At 70.7% G+C, this 17,463-nt stretch carries 9 protein-coding genes; 7 read left to right on the plus strand and 2 right to left on the minus strand.

Features of this window, described 5'->3' with window-relative positions; genetic code table 11:
- Together ACPWUT_RS02115 and ACPWUT_RS02120 are read left to right on the plus strand one after the other, a co-directional pair.
- The gene (locus ACPWUT_RS02115; protein WP_425840155.1) at window positions 1-1,005 is read left to right on the plus strand and encodes an ABC transporter permease; all 1,005 of its coding nucleotides are present in this window, start codon (window positions 1-3) and stop codon (window positions 1,003-1,005) included.
- An 8-nt stretch (window positions 1,006-1,013) separates the two neighbouring features.
- On the plus strand, window positions 1,014-1,961 hold the full coding sequence (locus tag ACPWUT_RS02120; protein ID WP_284528780.1) for an ABC transporter permease: 948 nt from the start codon (window positions 1,014-1,016) through the stop codon (window positions 1,959-1,961).
- Between the two features lie 133 nt (window positions 1,962-2,094).
- On the opposite strand, the gene ACPWUT_RS02125 is transcribed toward ACPWUT_RS02120, so the two are convergent.
- Complete coding sequence (locus tag ACPWUT_RS02125) at window positions 2,095-3,819, minus strand: ABC transporter ATP-binding protein (RefSeq protein ID WP_284528781.1); 1,725 nt, start codon at window positions 3,817-3,819, stop codon at window positions 2,095-2,097.
- A gap of 217 nt (window positions 3,820-4,036) precedes the next feature.
- Between ACPWUT_RS02125 and ACPWUT_RS02130 the strand changes: the two genes are divergently transcribed.
- The 3 genes from ACPWUT_RS02130 to ACPWUT_RS02140 all read left to right on the plus strand — a co-directional run bounded on the left by ACPWUT_RS02130 (window position 4,037) and on the right by ACPWUT_RS02140 (window position 6,993).
- Window positions 4,037-4,792 (plus strand): 5-oxoprolinase subunit PxpA, encoded by a 756-nt coding sequence (locus ACPWUT_RS02130; RefSeq protein WP_425840159.1) that lies wholly within the window; start codon window positions 4,037-4,039, stop codon window positions 4,790-4,792.
- The gene (locus tag ACPWUT_RS02135) at window positions 4,786-6,351 is read left to right on the plus strand and encodes a 5-oxoprolinase/urea amidolyase family protein (protein ID WP_425840162.1); all 1,566 of its coding nucleotides are present in this window, start codon (window positions 4,786-4,788) and stop codon (window positions 6,349-6,351) included. The genes ACPWUT_RS02130 and ACPWUT_RS02135 overlap by 7 nt, the downstream gene beginning before the upstream one ends.
- 63 nt (window positions 6,352-6,414) lie before the next feature.
- A complete protein-coding gene (locus ACPWUT_RS02140) occupies window positions 6,415-6,993 on the plus strand; it encodes a hypothetical protein (RefSeq protein WP_425840165.1) in 579 nt (192 codons plus the stop codon).
- A 133-nt stretch (window positions 6,994-7,126) separates the two neighbouring features.
- Here ACPWUT_RS02140 and ACPWUT_RS02145 read toward each other — a convergent pair whose 3' ends face one another.
- Window positions 7,127-9,751, minus strand: a complete 2,625-nt coding sequence (locus ACPWUT_RS02145) for a DUF4062 domain-containing protein (protein ID WP_425840168.1) — start codon at window positions 9,749-9,751, stop codon at window positions 7,127-7,129.
- Window positions 9,752-10,036: 285 nt separating this feature from the next.
- Between ACPWUT_RS02145 and ACPWUT_RS02150 the strand changes: the two genes are divergently transcribed.
- Window positions 10,037-13,537: a DNA-directed RNA polymerase subunit beta gene (locus tag ACPWUT_RS02150; RefSeq protein WP_284528786.1), complete on the plus strand. Its 3,501-nt coding sequence runs from the start codon at window positions 10,037-10,039 to the stop codon at window positions 13,535-13,537.
- 41 nt (window positions 13,538-13,578) lie between these two features.
- On the plus strand, window positions 13,579-17,454 hold the full coding sequence (gene rpoC / locus ACPWUT_RS02155) for a DNA-directed RNA polymerase subunit beta' (protein ID WP_284528787.1): 3,876 nt from the start codon (window positions 13,579-13,581) through the stop codon (window positions 17,452-17,454).
- Window positions 17,455-17,463: the final 9 nt, after the last annotated feature.

A 17,463-nucleotide genomic window follows, 5' to 3' on the forward strand; every position in this document is an offset into this window, starting at 1 on the left:
GTGCTACGCACCATCGGTCGGCGCATCCTGCTGCTGATCCCCACCCTTCTTGGGCTCACCATCCTGCTGTTCTTCTGGGTCCGCGCCCTGCCCGGCGGACCGGCCGTCGCCCTCCTGGGCGAGCGGGCGACACCCGAGGCCGTCGCGGAGATCAACCGCCTCTACGGCTTCGACCGCCCGCTGGTCGAGCAGTACATCACCTGGCTCGGTCGCCTGCTGCAGGGCGACTTCGGCAGCTCGATCCAGACCGGACGCCCGGTGATCGAGGAGTTCGCCCGGCGCTTCCCGGCGACCATCGAGCTGTCGATCGCGGCCATGATCATCGCCGTGGGCATCGGTGTGCCGCTGGGCTACTGGGCCGCGCGCCGCCACGGCAAGTGGAGCGACCACGGCGCGGTCGCCCTCAGCCTCGTGGGCATCACCATCCCGGTGTTCTTCCTGGCGTTCATCCTCAAGTACGTCTTCGCGGTCCAGCTCGGCTGGCTCCCCTCCGACGGGCGCCAGGACGCGCGGATGGATGCCACGCACTACACGAACTTCTACGTGCTCGACGGCCTGCTGACGGGCGAGTTCGACGCCGCGTGGGATGCCGTGCTGCACCTCATCCTGCCCGCCGTCGCGCTGGGGACCATCCCGCTGGCGATCATCGTCCGCATCACCCGGGCCTCGGTGCTCGAGGTGCAGAACGCGGACTACGTGCGCACCGGCATGGCCAAGGGCATCTCGCGCCAGACGCTCCGGAGCCGCTTCATCCTCCGCAACGCCATGCTGCCCGTGGTGACGACGATCGGCCTCCAGACGGGCCTGCTGATCTCGGGCGCCGTCCTCACCGAGACCGTGTTCGCCTTCCCGGGCATCGGCTCGTTCCTCGCGCGGGCGATCTTCACCCGTGACTTCCCCGTGCTCCAGGGGTTCATCCTCTTCATCGCCGTGCTGTACGCCCTGATCAACCTGCTGGTGGACGTGTCGTACAGCCTCATCGACCCGAGAGTGAGGGTCCAGTGACTTCCGCGATGCTCCCGCCCGCCCCGGGCGGCGGACCGGCCGACGACACGGCCGCGCAGCTGCTCGCCACCTCGACCGCCGGGCAGAAGGGCGGTTTCTGGCGCGATGTGTTCGCCCGCCTGCGTCACAACCCGTCGGCCTGGATCGGCGCGATCATCGTGCTGCTCTTCCTGCTCGTGGCCGCCCTGGCGCCGCTGCTGGCGCCGTACGGCCCGACCGAGCTGCCGGGCCAGCGGTACATCACCCCGACGCACATCCCGGGTCCCGGCGAGCTCGCCGAGTTCCCGCTGGGGCTCGACCGGTTCGGCGGCGACGTGCTGTCCAAGCTCATCTGGGGCGCCCAGGCGTCGCTGATGATCGGCGTCATCTCGACCGCGCTCGGACTCCTGGGCGGCATGCTGCTGGGCCTGTTGTCGGGCATGTTCGGCGGCTGGGTCGACAACGTCATCATGCGCTTCGTCGACATCCTGCTCTCGGTGCCGAACCTGCTGCTGGCGGTCTCCATCGCCGCGATCCTCGGCCAGTCCCAGACGGCGGTCATGATCGCCATCGGAGCCTCGCAGGTGCCCGTGTTCGCGCGGCTGCTGCGTGCGTCGATGCTGCAGCAGCGCTCGGCCGACTACGTCCTGTCCGCGCAGACGCTCGGCCTCGGCCGCGGCAAGATCACGATGAGCCACGTCCTGCCGAACTCCGTCGGGCCCGTCATCGTGCAGGGCACGCTGTCGCTGGCCACCGCGGTGATCGACGCGGCGGCGCTGTCGTTCTTGGGTCTCGGCGGCGGACTGCCGCAGACGGCGGAGTGGGGGCGCATGCTCACCTACGCGCAGGCGGAGCTGGCGATCGCGCCGTGGCTCGCGTTCCTCCCCGGCATCTGCATCTCGATCACCGCCCTCGGCTTCACCCTGCTGGGCGAGGCGCTGCGCGAGGCGATGGATCCCCGCACCCGCGCCCGCTGACGCCCCCGCGGCGTCGGCCCTGCTCTCCACGCCGAGCCGACAACATTCTCGCGAGCCGACACGTCGCGTACCGCACGCAGCGTGTCGGCTCGGCGAGAGCGTGTCGGCTCGGCGAAGCGGCGACGTCGCCGGGTCAGACGGCGATGTCGAGCTCGTTGCCGGGGATGGATGCCAGCAGGCGACGCGTGTACGGGTCGCGAGGGTTCGTGAAGATCTCCTCGCTGGAGGCCGCCTCCACGAGCCGGCCGTCCTTCATGACGCAGACGTAGTCGCTGATGAGGCGCACGACGGCGAGGTCGTGCGAGATGAAGAGGTAGCTGAGGCCGTACTCGGACTGCAGATCGCGCAGCAGCGTGAGGATCTGGTCCTGCACGAGCACGTCCAGCGCCGACACCGGCTCGTCGCACACGATCAGCTCGGGGTTCAGGGCCAGCGCCCGCGCGATCGCGACGCGCTGACGCTGCCCGCCCGACAGCTCCGACGGGTAGCGGCGGAGCATCGTCTGCGGCAGGGCCACGTCGTCGAGGAGCTTGCGGACGCGCGCGTCGCGGTCCTTCGCGGAGCCGCGCTTGTAGAAGTCGAGCGGCTCGGAGATGATCCGCTCGATCGTGAACATCGGGTTCAGCGACGAGTACGGGTCCTGGAAGATGGGCTGCACCTTCTGGCGGAAGTCCCGCAGCGCCCGGCCCTTCAGTCCCACGACGTCCTGGCCCTCGAAGCGGAGCGACCCGGACGTCGGCTCCACGACCTTCAGCAGCATGCGGGCCGTGGTGGTCTTGCCCGATCCGGACTCGCCGACGATCGCGACCGTCTCGCCGCGCGGGATGGCGAAGGACACGTTCGACACCGCCGCGAAGTCCTCCTTCTTCCCGCGGATCCGATACACCTTCGTGAGGTCCTCGACCTCCACGATGTTGTCGCGCGCTGCCGGCGAAGCTGCCGGTGCCGGTGCCTCCGCGGGCTCGGTGACGGCGACGGGGACAGCCGTGGGGGCGGTCGCGGGGCGGGTGAAGACCTCGGGACGCAGCCGGGCGACCGCGACCGAGGGCGCGGCCTGGACGAGGGCCTGGGTGTACGCGTGCTGCGGGTCCTCGAGGATCTGCCGCGCCGGGCCCTGCTCGACGATCCGGCCGCGGTGCATGACGATCACGCGCGCGGCGCGCTCGGCCGCGAGACCCAGGTCGTGCGTGATGAGGAGCACCGAGGTGCCGAGGTCGCTCGTCATGCGGTCGAGCTGATCGAGGATCGTCTTCTGCACGGTGACGTCGAGGGCGCTGGTGGGCTCGTCGGCGATCAGCAGACGCGGGTTGCAGGCGAGGCCGATCGCGATCAGGGCCCGCTGACGCATGCCGCCGGAGAATTCGTGGGGATACTGCTTCGCCCGCTCCTCCGCATCCGGCAGTCCCGCCGCCGCGAGGGTCTCGACGACCTTGCGGTCGACGTCCTTGGGCGTGGCCAGCCCGTGCGCCAGGAGGGTCTCGGCCACCTGCGTGCCGATCTTGGACACCGGGTTCAGATTGGACATCGGGTCCTGCGGGACGAGTCCGATCTGCGCGCCGCGCACCTTGCGCATCCGCGACTCGGACGCTCCGACGAGCTCCTGTCCGTCGAGGGTGATGCTGCCGCGCACGACCTTGCCGTTGCCGGGGAGCAGCCCGATGACGGCCATCGCGCTCGTGGACTTGCCGGAGCCGGACTCACCCACGATCGCCACGGTCTCGCCCGGGGCGATCTCGAGGTCGACGCCTTCGACGGCGTGGACGACTCCGCCGACGGTGCGGAAGTCGACCGCCATGTCTCGGACCTGGAGGAGCGGCGTCGCTGCCGCGTGGTGCGCCGGGCGCGTCTGGAGGGGCATGCGACCATCCTGCCCCGCCGCCGTCCGCGACGCACGGCGGTGGGCGCGGTCTTTACGCAGTCGTAACGCGCGGTGGCCATCAGCGACCGGGTCCGGGACTCCGCGTGTGCACAACTCCGGAGACCCGGCCACCCGAGGCCGTGCAGAGCCTTCCGGAGGCGCATACGGTGTCGGATTTCCGGAGTTGTGAACGCGGCGACGCCGGTACCGTGGCGGTATGACGGCCATCGACCTCAACGCGGACCTCGGCGAGACCGTCGACGGCGTGCCGACGGCCGACGACGCGGCGATGTTCGCGGTCATCTCCAGCGCATCGGTCGCGTGCGGCGGCCACGCGGGGGACGCGGCGTCGATGCGCGAGGCCGTCGCCCGCGCCGCGGTCCACGGCGTCGCGGTGGGCGCGCACCCGTCCTACGCCGATCCCGCCGGGTTCGGTCGCGTCGCGCTCGCCGTGGAGCCCGCGACGCTGCGCGCGCAGGTGCGCGGCCAGCTGGAGGCGCTCGTCCACGCCGGGGGAGCGCTCCGCTACGTCAAGCCCCACGGGGCGCTCTATCACGCCGTCTCCGCCGATGCCGCCGTCGCCGGCGCGGTCGTGTCGGCGATCGCCGACGTGTCCGCGGCCCTCGGTCGGGCGCTTCCGGTGCTCGGGCTCGACGGCGCCGTGGTGCGGGCGGCGGAGTCGGCCGGGCTGCCGTTCGTGCGGGAGGCGTTCCTCGACCGCGGCTACCTGCCGGACGGGCGGCTCGTCCCGCGCTCGGCGCCGGGCGCGCTCCTGCACGACCCCGATCTCGTCGCCGCCCGGGCGGTGCGTCTCGCGCGCGACGGCGAGGTGGAGGCCGTCGACGGCACGGTGGTGCACGCCGATGCGGTCTCGCTGTGCCTCCACGGCGATTCGCCCGGCGCCGTCGCGATGGCCCGTGCGGTGCGCGCGGCACTCGATGCCGCAGGCGTCGGGGTGGCCGCGCCGTGGTGAGGCTCCTTCCCTTCGGCGAGCGCGCGGTGCTCGCCGAGGCCGGCTCGCTGGCAGAGGTGCTCGGCCTCCGGGCCGCGCTGGCCGCATCCCGCCCCGACGGCGTCGTCGACCTGGTTCCCGCGGCCCGGACCGTGCTCGTGCGGGTGGATCCGCGCCTGCTGCCGGTCGCGGCCGCGCGGGCCTGGATCGAGCGCGCCGCGGCGGGCCCGACGGCCGGGGTCGCCGCGTCCGCCGATGCCGTCGTGGAGCTCCCGATCCGCTACGACGGCGACGACCTCGCCGCTGTCGCCGCGCACCTGGGAGTCACCCCCGACGAGGTGGCGACCCGCCACGCCACCGCCGAGTGGACGGTCGCCTTCACGGGCTTCGCGCCGGGCTTCGGCTACCTCGTGAGCGAGGACTGGCCGTTCGATGTGCCGCGGCGGTCCTCGCCGCGCACGCGCGTCCCCACCGGCGCGGTGGGACTGGCCGGCGAGTTCACCGGGGCGTATCCGCGGGAGACGCCCGGCGGGTGGCAGCTGATCGGGACGACGACGGCGCCGCTGTTCGATGCCGCCGCGGAGACCCCCGCGCTGCTGACCCCGGGCACGCGCGTGCGGTTCGCGCCGACCGCGCCCGCTCCGGAAGACGCGGCCGACGCGGAGGCGGGTCGCGACCGACCCGGCGACGAGCCCGCCGCCGCGCGGACCGCCGCGAGCGCCGCCGTGCGGGTCGTCGATCCGGGTCTCCGTGCCACCCTGCAGGACCAGGGTCGTGCCGGGCACGCGGCGGCGGGAGTGGCCGCCTCGGGTGCCGCCGACCGCGCCGCGCTGCGCACGGCCCAGCGCCTGGTCGGCACGGCGGAGGACGCCGCGGGCATCGAGATCGTCATGGGCGGATTCCGCGCGGTCGCCCTCGTCGACCTGTGGTTCGCGGTGACCGGCGCCTGGGGGCCGATCCGGATCGACGGCCGCCTCGTCGACCCGTACACCGCGCAGCGCTGGCCGGCGGGCGGGGAACTGCACGTGGACCGGTTCGACCACGGCGTGCACGGCTACCTCGCCGTGCGGGGCGGGTGGGATGTCCCCCGCGTCATCGGCTCGCGCTCGACCGACACGCTGGCGGGGATCGGGCCCGCACCGCTGGCCGCCGGCGACACGCTCGCGGTGGGCGCGGACGACATCGCCGCCGTCCCCGCCGACGACCTCCACCCGTGGGGAGCACCCGCCGACGACGCGATCGAGGTCGGCCTCGCGCCCGGACCCCGCGCCGACTGGTTCGCCGCCGATGCGGTGCCCCTGCTGTTCGAGTCGGTGTGGACCGTGTCGGGCGACGCCGATCGCGTCGGCGTCCGGCTGGACGGTCCCGTGCTGCAGCGCAGCCGCGAGGGGGAGCTGCCCAGCGAGGGGATGGTGCCGGGGGCGATCCAGGTGCCGCCGTCCGGGCAGCCGGTGATCCTCGGTCCCGACGGTCCGGTGACCGGGGGCTATCCGGTGATCGCCGTGGTCGTCGACGCGTCGCGGGACGCGCTCGCGCAGGCCCGGCCGGGCACCCGGATCCGGTTCCGGCACGCGCGCTGACGCATCCCGGTGCCCGCGTCAACGGGTTGCGCCGGATCCGCGCCGCCCTCCTAGAGTGGCTGCATGTCGCGCACACGGAGTTCCGCCCTCATCCTCGCCGCCGCCGTCCTGCTCGCGGGCTGCACCGCGACGACCGAACCGGGCTCCGACCCGCAGCCGGCGGCCTCCACGCCTGCGGCTCCGGCCGCCGAACCCGCCGCGGGCGACACGATCAGCGGCACCGGCTACACCTACGCGGTCCCCGAGGACTGGGGCGACCCGGGTCCCGTCGAGGGCTTCGACCCCGACAGCTTCGCGGCCGACCTGGACGACCAGGACGGCTTCGCCGACAACGTGAACGTGATCCTCTCGCCCGCCGGGCGGGTCGAGCTCGATCAGGTCGAGAGCGCCGGCCCGGGCGAGCTCGAGGGCGGCGGCGCCACCGACGTGGTCGTCGAGCCGCGGCTGACGGTCGCGGGCGCCGAGGCGGCGCACATCTCCGCGGGCCTGGCCTCGGAGGGCACCGAGTACCTGATCGAGCAGTTCTACCTCAACAGCGAGGACCAGACGTTCATCGTCACGTTCTCCTTCAGCCCGGACGTCGCCGACGCCGACCGGCAGGCCGTGACCGACGCCGTCCTGGCGTCCTGGACCTGGACCTGATCCCGAACCGACACCCTTTCACCGAGCCGACACGTCCCGACCGCACGGGGCGTGTCGGCTCGTCGTTTTCGTGTCGGCTCGGCGGCGCCAGCGGCGGCAGCGGCAGCGGCGGCGGCGGGGCGGCGGCGGGGCGTCACCAGTGGGCGAGCGCGTCGGCGGCGGCGGCGCCCTCGGTCTCGGGGAGGGCCCGCGAGACCGCCTCGGCGAGGGTGAGCATGCGGCCGCGCGCCTCTCCGGCGGCGACCTGCTCCGGATGCCGTGAGCGCACCTCGTCCAGCGACAGCGCGTGGACGGTGAACGCCTCGACGTCGAAGACGCCCACGCGGTGGCGGATGGCGGCGGCCGCAGCGGAGAGCTCCCCGGCGCGCTCGGCGTCGTCCCGGGCGGCGGCGACCGCGCACAGGCCCTCCAGGCCGTAGGCGACCCCTTCTTCGTGGTGGAGTCGGACCGACTGCATGAGAGTGGTGACGAACACGTCCTCGGCCTCGTCGACCGCGCCGCGGACGATGAGCAGGCGGCCCCGCTGGTTGCCCGCGATCGACAGGGTGAACCGGTCGCCGTTGGTCTCGGCGATCGCCGAGGCGCGCTCCAGGTGCGCGAGCGCGTCGTCGATCGATCCCCGCAGCCACGCGACGCGTCCGAGCGAGACGCGCGTAATCGCCTCGGCCCACGGGTTCCCGACCTTCTGCAGGCGCTCCACCGCGTCGCGCAGCTCGCGCTCCGCGAGATCGATGTCGGGATCCGGGAGCTGCACGCGGGCGGTGGCGCGCGCGGCGAACGCCATCGCGGAGGCGTCGTCGTCGCCGCTCTCGGCGAACAGCCGTGCGACCTCGCCCAGGCCGGCGACCACCTCCTGCGCCGGGCGCTGCCACAGCTCGCCCCACAGCGCGAAGAACCATGCGGTGGCGCGCGAGCGCTGGGTGATCGGCTCGTCCTTGGCGAGCAGCTCCAGCATCCAGACCCGGACGCCGCCGAAGAGCCCCATGATCCACCAGTAGATGAGCATCTCCCACGCGAAGTCGGCGGCGTCGTCGAGCCGGCCGGTGTAGACGAGGTGACGGATCGCGGCGCGCAGGTTCGCCAGCTGGAGCCCGAGCTCGGGCAGCACGGCCGCCTGCCCCGTGCCGCGCAGCTGAGGCGCCAGTCGCTGCACGAGCAGGTGGTAGTAGTCGGCGTGCGCGGCGCGCATGAGGTCGGCCTCGCCCCGCTCCTTCAGGCGTCCCATCGCGTACTCGCGCACGATCGCCAGCAGCGACAGCACGCCCCGCCCCGCGACGTCGGTCTGCTTCACGAGCGATGCGTCCACCAGGGCGCCGAGCGCGTCGAGCGCCTCGCCGCCCCAGGTGCGCCCGGCGCCGATCGCCTCGACCGCGTCGAAGGTGAAGCGCTCCGCGAACACGCCCAGATCCTCGAGCATCTCCCGCTGCGGCGGGGTGAGGAGGCTGACGCTCCACTGCAGCGTCGCCCGCATCGTCCGGTGACGCTCCGGCAGGTCGCGCACCGCGGCGGTCAGCAGCGGGAGCGCCTGGCCGAGCCGCTCGGCGATGGTCTGCGGCGACAGCATCCGCGCCTTGGCCGCCGCCAGCTCGATGGCGAGGGGAAGACCCTCCAGGCGGCGGCAGATGTCCATCACCGCGCCCGCGTTGTCGGCGGTGAGGACGAAGCCCGGCGCCGCGGCGACGGCCCGGTCGACGAACAGCGCGCACGCGCTGGACATGCCCGCGCGCTCCAGAGTGGCGGGTGCCCCGTCGGCGGGGGCCACCAGGGGCGGCACCTCGAAGACGCGCTCGCCGCGGATGCGCAGCACGATCCGGCTGGTGACGAGGAAGCGCGCCAGCGGGGCGACGGTGAACAGGCGCACGAGCACGGGGGCGGCATCGACGATCTGCTCGAAGTTGTCGAGGACGAGCAGCACGCGCCGTCCGGCCAGCGCCAGGGACAGGCGCTCCTCCAGTGCCGCCTCGCCGTTGTCGCGGATGCCGAGCGCGTACGCGATCGTCGGCAGGAGCAGCGCCGGCTCGAGGACGTTCTCGAGGGCGATGAAGTAGGTGCCGTCGGGGAAGAGGTCGTCGACGGCGAGAGCGGACTCGATCGCCAGCCGGCTCTTGCCGATCCCGCCGGGCCCGATGAGGCTGATCACCCGGTCCTCGGCCCGCGCGAGCAGGTCGCGGACGGCGGCGATGTCCCCCTCGCGGCCGATCGTGCGCGTGTACGGGACGGGGACCCGCGCGGCCAGCGAGGTCGCGGGGGCGCCGGGAGCGGACGCGGGGGCGCGCGACTGGTCGAAGCGCTCCGCGAGCAGGGTGGCGAGGTCCTCGGCGATGCGGGCCGCGAGGTCCTCGGGCGCGTCGAAGGAGAGGTAGGCGGCGGTGTCGTCCGTGCGGATGCGGTCGATCAGGGCCTCCAGCCGCTCCTCCCGCTCGCTGCCGCTCTTGAGATAGATGAGCTTGGGCATCCCGGGCGGCGCGAGGCGGTACTCGTCCTCCAGGCCGGAGATCTCCTCGCCGGGGGCCACCCAGCCGTAGCTGGCTCCGTAGATGCCGACGAAGACGTCGCTCTGGGCGAGGTAGGAGCGGTACAGCGCCCGCGGCGGATGCGGACGGGCGCCGAGCTCGAACATCACCGGGGCCAGTCGCAGGCCCTCGATGGCGGCACGAGCCGCGCGACGCTCGTCGGCGAGCTCGCGCAGGGTGGAACTGACGAAGACCCGGATCCGCTGGTCGGGTGTGCGGATGACGGGTTCGGCGACCCCGGTCATGACGACATCATGGCGTGCGATGCGGCGCGCCACCAGATTCCCGGCGCGATTTCGCGCGTTTATACCGCAGCATCCGACCCTCGTCAAGAATCCGACTGGACACGGCGTGCCGCGCGGCCTATAGTAGGTAGTTGCGCTCCCTTCCGCATGCCCTCATATGGTGGTCGGCTTGTGCCCGCATCCCCGTCGCCCCGCGACGGCGCGCGTGGCAGGTTTCGGATCGGGAAGCGTTTCACCTGACGACAAGGAAAACCCGCCCTGCCCGGGCTCACGGAGGTAATCCCCTTGGCTGCTGCGCGCAACGCAACCAATTCCACCACCACCCCGAAGAACGGTCGCGGAGCATCCCGCCTCTCGTTCGCCAAGATCTCCGACACGCTGACGGTCCCCGACCTTCTCGCGCTGCAGACGGAGTCGTTCGACTGGCTCGTCGGCAACGAGGCCTGGAAGGCCCGGGTCGCCGAGGCCCAGGCCGCCGGTCGCACCGACGTCCCTGCCACGAGCGGCCTCGAGGAGATCTTCGAGGAGATCTCGCCCATCGAGGACCTCGGCGAGACGATGCAGCTCTCGTTCACGAACCCGTACCTCGAGCCCGAGAAGTACTCGATCGAGGAGTGCAAGGAGCGCGGCAAGACCTACGCCGCCCCGCTGTACGTCGAGGCCGAGTTCATGAACCACCTCACCGGCGAGATCAAGACCCAGACGGTCTTCATGGGCGACTTCCCGCTCCAGACCGGCAAGGGCACGTTCATCATCAACGGCACCGAGCGTGTCGTCGTCTCGCAGCTGGTGCGCTCTCCGGGCGTCTACTTCGACAAGACGCCCGACAAGACCTCCGACAAGGACATCGTCTCGGCGCGCGTCATCCCGAGCCGCGGCGCCTGGCTCGAGTTCGAGATCGACAAGCGCGACCAGGTCGGCGTGCGCATCGACCGCAAGCGCAAGCAGTCCGTCACCGTCTTCCTCAAGGCCCTGGGCCTGTCGAGCGAGGACATCCTGAACGAGTTCGCCGGCTACGAGTCGATCGAGGACACGCTCAGCAAGGACACGATCCTCACCAAGGAGGACGCGCTCCGCGACATCTACCGCAAGCTCCGTCCGGGCGAGCAGGTGGCCGCCGAGGCCGCCCGCGCGCTGCTGGACAACTTCTACTTCAACCCGAAGCGGTACGACCTCGCCAAGGTGGGTCGCTACAAGATCAACCAGAAGCTCGGCCTCGACGCGGCCCCGAGCGACTCGGTGCTGACCGTCGCCGACATCGTCGCGACGATCAAGTACCTCGTCGCCCTCCACCGCGGCGACGCGACGCTGCCCGGCATCCGCGACGGCAAGCCCGCCGAGATCCGCCTCGACGTCGACGACATCGACAACTTCGGCAACCGCCGCATCCGCGCGGTCGGCGAGCTCATCCAGAACCAGGTCCGCACCGGACTGTCGCGCATGGAGCGCGTCGTCCGCGAGCGCATGACCACGCAGGACATCGAGGCGATCACGCCCCAGACCCTGATCAACGTCCGCCCCGTGGTGGCCGCGATCAAGGAGTTCTTCGGCACCTCGCAGCTGTCGCAGTTCATGGACCAGAACAACCCGCTGGCCGGCCTGACGCACAAGCGTCGCCTGTCGGCGCTGGGCCCCGGCGGTCTGTCGCGCGAGCGCGCCGGCGTCGAGGTCCGCGACGTCCACCCGTCGCACTACGGCCGCATGTGCCCGATCGAGACGCCCGAAGGCCCGAACATCGGTCTGATCGGCTCGCTCGCCTCGTTCGCCCGCATCAACGCGTTCGGCTTCATCGAGACGCCGTACCGTCGCGTGGTCGACGGCAAGGTCACCGACCAGATCGACTACCTGACCGCCTCGCAGGAGAGCGACTACATCGTCGCGCAGGCCGGTGTCGAGCTGAAGGCCGACGGCTCGTTCGCCAACGACCGCGTCCTCGCCCGCCGCGGCCAGGGCGGCGAGGTCGACCTGTTCCACGCCGAGGAGATCGGCTACATGGACGTCTCGCCGCGCCAGATGGTGTCGGTGGCGACCTCGCTCATCCCCTTCCTCGAGCACGACGACGCGAACCGCGCCCTCATGGGTGCGAACATGCAGCGTCAGGCCGTGCCGCTGCTGCGCAGCGACTCGCCCGTGGTCGGCACCGGTATGGAGGGCTACGCAGCCGTCGACGCCGGTGACGTCATCACCGCGCAGAAGGCCGGTGTGGTCGCCGAGGTCTCGGCCGACGTCGTCACCGTCCAGCTCGACGAGGGCGGCACGCAGGACTACTTCCTGCGCAAGTTCGACCGCTCCAACCAGGGCACGAGCTACAACCAGCGCGTCGTGGTCTCGGCCGGCGACCGCGTCGAGGTCGGCGAGGTCATCGCCGACGGACCGGCGACGGAGAACGGCGAGCTCGCGCTCGGCAAGAACCTCCTCGTCGCGTTCATGACGTGGGAGGGTCACAACTTCGAGGACGCGATCATCCTCAGCCAGGACCTCGTCAAGAACGACACCCTCTCCTCGATCCACATCGAGGAGTACGAGGTCGACGCGCGCGACACCAAGCTCGGCAAGGAGGAGATCACCCGTGACCTCCCCAACGTCAGCCCCGACCTGCTGAAGGACCTCGACGAGCGCGGCATCGTCCGCATCGGCGCCGAGGTCCGCCCCGGCGACATCCTCGTCGGCAAGGTCACGCCCAAGGGCGAGACCGAGCTGAGCGCCGAGGAGCGCCTGCTGCGCGCGATCTTCAACGAGAAGAGCCGCGAGGTCCGCGACACGTCGCTGAAGGTGCCCCACGGTGAGCAGGGCACGATCATCGCGGTCAAGGAGTTCAACGCCGAGGACGGCGACGACGAGCTGGGCTCGGGCGTCAACCGCCGCGTCGTGGTCTACATCGCCCAGAAGCGCAAGATCACCGAGGGCGACAAGCTCGCCGGTCGTCACGGCAACAAGGGCGTCATCGCCAAGATCCTCCCGGTCGAGGACATGCCGTTCCTCGCGGACGGCACGCCGGTCGACGTCGTGCTGAACCCGCTCGGCATCCCGGGCCGCATGAACTTCGGCCAGGTGCTCGAGCTGCACCTCGGCTGGATCGCCATGCAGGGCTGGAAGGTCGAGGGCAACCCGGAGTGGGCGGCGAACCTGCCGAAGGAGGCCTTCGAGGCCCCCGCGGGCACCAAGGTCGCCACCCCGGTGTTCGACGGCGCCTACGAGGCGGAGATCGCGGGTCTGCTCGACTCGACGAACCTCAACCGCGACGGCCAGCGCCTGATCGGCAGCTCGGGCAAGACCCAGCTGTTCGACGGTCGCTCGGGCGAGCCGTTCCCCGCCCCGATCTCGGTCGGCTACATGTACATCCTGAAGCTGCACCACCTCGTGGACGACAAGATCCACGCGCGCTCGACGGGCCCGTACTCGATGATCACCCAGCAGCCGCTCGGTGGTAAGGCGCAGTTCGGCGGTCAGCGCTTCGGTGAGATGGAGGTGTGGGCCCTCGAGGCCTACGGCGCCGCCTACGCGCTGCAGGAGCTCCTGACGATCAAGTCCGACGACATCGTCGGCCGCGTCAAGGTGTACGAGGCGATCGTCAAGGGCGAGAACATCCAGGAGCCCGGCATCCCCGAGTCCTTCAAGGTCCTCATGAAGGAGATGCAGTCGCTCTGCCTGAACGTCGAGGTCCTCTCGGCCGACGGCACGGAGGTCAACCTCCGCGACACCGACGACGAGGCCTTCCGCGCAGCGGAGGAGCTCGGCATCAACATCTCCAGCCGCTTCGAGTCCTCGTCGATCGACGAGATCTGACCCGGCCAGGCAACGAACAGAATTCCGACACAGGAGAATAAGTGCTCGAGTCACACACCTTCGATCAGCTTCGTATTGGCCTGGCCACCGCCGACGACATCCGTCGGTGGTCCTACGGCGAGGTCAAGAAGCCCGAAACCATCAACTACCGCACGCTGAAGCCGGAGAAGGACGGCCTCTTCGGCGAGCAGATCTTCGGGCCCTCCCGCGACTGGGAGTGCGCCTGCGGAAAGTACAAGCGCGTCCGCTTCAAGGGCATCGTCTGCGAGCGCTGCGGCGTGGAGGTCACCAAGTCCTCCGTCCGTCGTGAGCGCATGGGCCACATCGAGCTCGCCGCCCCCGTCACCCACATCTGGTACTTCAAGGGCGTGCCCTCGCGCCTGGGCTACCTGCTGGACATGGCGCCGAAGGACCTCGAGAAGGTCATCTACTTCGCCGCCTACATGGTGATCTCGGTCGACGAGGACGCCCGCCACCGCGACCTGCCGACCCACGAGGCCAACCTGCGCCTCGAGATCAAGAACCTCGGCGACCGCCGCGACGCCCGCGTGGCGGCGCGTCTGGCCAAGCTGGAGGAGGAGCTCGCCGCCCTCGAGGAGGAAGGCGCCAAGGCCGACCAGAAGAAGAAGGTCAAGGACGCCGCCGAGAAGGACATGGCCGGCATCCGCAAGAACTCGGACGAGCAGATCGCCAAGCTCGAGCGCATGTGGGAGGAGTTCCGCACGCTCGAGGTGGGTCAGCTCAAGCAGGAGGACGACGTCTTCCACGAGCTCCAGGACCGCTTCGGCCAGTACTTCGAGGCCTACATGGGTGCGGAGTCGATCCAGCGCCGCCTGCAGGCGTTCGACCTGGCCGCCGAGGCCGAGAGCCTGCACCTGCAGATCTCGGAGGGCAAGGGCCAGCGCAAGATCCGCGCGATCAAGCGCCTCAAGGTCGTCAACTCGTTCCTGTCGACGGGCATGAGCCCCGCCGCCATGGTCCTCGACGTCGTCCCGGTGATCCCGCCGGAGCTGCGCCCGATGGTCCAGCTCGACGGTGGCCGCTTCGCCACGAGCGACCTGAACGACCTGTACCGCCGCGTGATCAACCGCAACAACCGCCTCCGTCGCCTGATCGACCTCGGTGCCCCCGAGATCATCGTCAACAACGAGAAGCGGATGCTCCAGGAGGCCGTCGACGCGCTGTTCGACAACGGTCGCCGCGGTCGCCCCGTCACCGGTACGGGCAACCGTGCGCTCAAGTCGCTGTCCGACATGCTCAAGGGCAAGCAGGGACGCTTCCGTCAGAACCTGCTCGGCAAGCGCGTGGACTACTCGGGCCGTTCGGTCATCATCGTGGGCCCGCAGCTCAAGCTCCACCAGTGCGGTCTGCCCAAGCAGATGGCGCTCGAGCTGTTCAAGCCCTTCGTGATCAAGCGCCTGATCGACCTCGGTCACTCGCAGAACATCAAGGCGGCCAAGCGCGCCGTCGAGCGCACCCGTCCCGAGGTCTGGGACGTGCTCGAGGAGATCATCCGCGAGCGTCCCGTGCTGCTCAACCGTGCGCCCACGCTGCACCGTCTGGGCATCCAGGCGTTCGAGCCGCAGCTCGTCGAGGGCAAGGCCATCCAGCTCCACCCGCTCGTCTGCGCGGCGTTCAACGCCGACTTCGACGGTGACCAGATGGCCGTCCACCTGCCGCTGTCGGTCGAGGCCCAGGCCGAGGCCCGCGTGCTCATGCTCGCGTCGAACAACATCCTCAAGCCGTCCGACGGCCGCCCGGTCACCCTGCCCTCGCAGGACATGATCATCGGCCTGCACCACCTGACCACGGTCATCGAGGGTGCTGCCGGCGAGGGTCGCGTGTTCGGCTCGGTGGGCGAGGCGATCCTGGCCAAGGACGAGGGCACCCTCGACCTGCAGGCCAAGGTCCGCATCCGCATCCCGGGTCTCGCGTTCCTCGAGGGCGAAGCCCCCGAGGGCTACGAGCGCCACGGTCTCGTGGACGCCTCGCTCGGCCAGGCGATCTTCAACGACACGCTCCCGAAGGGCTACCCGTTCGTGCGGGGCCAGGCCGACAAGGGCAAGCTGTCGCAGATCGTCAACAAGCTGGCCGAGGAGTACCCCAAGGTCGAGGTCGCGGCATCGCTGGACCGGATCAAGGACGCCGGCTTCTACTGGGCCACCCGCTCGGGTGTCACGGTGGCGCTGTCCGACATCCTGACGCCCCCGAACAAGGGCGAGATCGTCGCGGGCTACGAGAAGCAGGCCGCGAAGGTCCAGGCGCAGTTCGAGAAGGGTCTCACGACCGACGCCGAGCGTCGCCAGGAGCTCATCAAGATCTGGACCGAGGCGACCGACGCCGTCCAGAAGGCGATGCGCGACAACTTCCCGGCCGAGAACACCATCAACCGCATGGTGAGCTCGGGTGCCCGTGGTAACTGGCTGCAGATCCGCAACATCGCGGGTATGCGAGGCCTGGTGAACAACCCCAAGGGTGAGATCATCCCCCGTCCGATCATCTCCTCGTACCGCGAGGGTCTGTCGGTGGCGGAGTACTTCATCGCGACGCACGGTGCCCGCAAGGGTCTGGCCGACACGGCCCTCCGTACCGCCGACTCGGGGTACCTGACGCGTCGACTCGTCGACGTCTCGCAGGACGTCATCATCCGCGAGGACGACTGCGGCACCTCGAAGGGCCTGGAGTTCACCATCGCCGCGCCCGGCGCCGACGGCACGCTCGTGCGTGACGCCAACGTCGAGAACTCGGTGTTCGCCCGCACGCTCGCGGCCGACGTGGTCGACCCCTCGGGCACGGTGCTGGCCGAGGCCGGCGACGACGTGGGCGACGTGCTCATCGACAAGCTGGTCGAGGGCGGTGTCGAGACCATCAAGGTGCGCTCGGTGCTGACCTGCGACTCGGCCGTCGGCGTCTGCGCGAAGTGCTACGGACGTTCGCTCGCCACCGGCAAGCTCGTCGACATCGGCGAGGCCGTCGGCATCATCGCGGCCCAGTCGATCGGTGAGCCCGGCACGCAGCTGACGATGCGTACCTTCCACACGGGTGGTTCGGCCTCCGCCGACGACATCACCCAGGGTCTGCCCCGCGTCCAGGAGCTGTTCGAGGCGCGCACCCCGAAGGGTGCCTCCCCGATCGCCGAGGCCGACGGTGTCGTCAAGATCGACGAGACCGACAAGGCCAAGAAGGTCATCCTGACGCCCGACAACGGCGACGAGCCGCACGTCTACCCGGTCCTGAAGCGCGCGACGCTCCTGGTCGAGGACGGTCAGCGCGTCACGGTCGGCCAGCCGATCCTCGTCGGAACGCTCGACCCCAAGGAGGTCATGCGCGTGCAGGGTGCCCGCGAGGTGCAGAAGTACCTCGTCGGCGGCGTGCAGGGCGTGTACCGCTCGCAGGGTGTGCCGATCCACGACAAGCACATCGAGGTCATCGTCCGGCAGATGCTGCGGAAGGTCACCGTGGTCGACCACGGCGACACCACGCTGCTGCCGGGTGAGCTCGTCGACTTCAAGAAGTACCAGAGCATCAACCGCGAGGCCGTGGCAGAGGGCAAGCGCCCCGCGTCCGGTCGCCCGGAGCTCATGGGTATCACGAAGGCGTCGCTCGCGACCGAGTCGTGGCTGTCCGCGGCCTCGTTCCAGGAGACGACCCGCGTGCTCACGCAGGCGGCCATGGAGGGCAAGAGCGACCCGCTCGTCGGCCTCAAGGAGAACGTCATCATCGGAAAGCTCATCCCCGCCGGAACGGGACTTGCGAAGTACCGCAACGTCGCCGTCGAGGCGACGGAGGAGGCCAAGAGCGAGCGGTACCCCAACCGCATCTTCGCCTCGGACGGCGCGTACAGCGACGCCGACCTGAGCTACGTCGACTTCGACAGCTTCTCGACGGACGACTTCACGCCCGGCACCTACAACTGACGCAGTCGT

The sequence above is a fragment of the Microbacterium sp. PA5 genome (genome assembly GCF_049860775.1).
Lineage (GTDB): Bacteria > Actinomycetota > Actinomycetes > Actinomycetales > Microbacteriaceae > Microbacterium.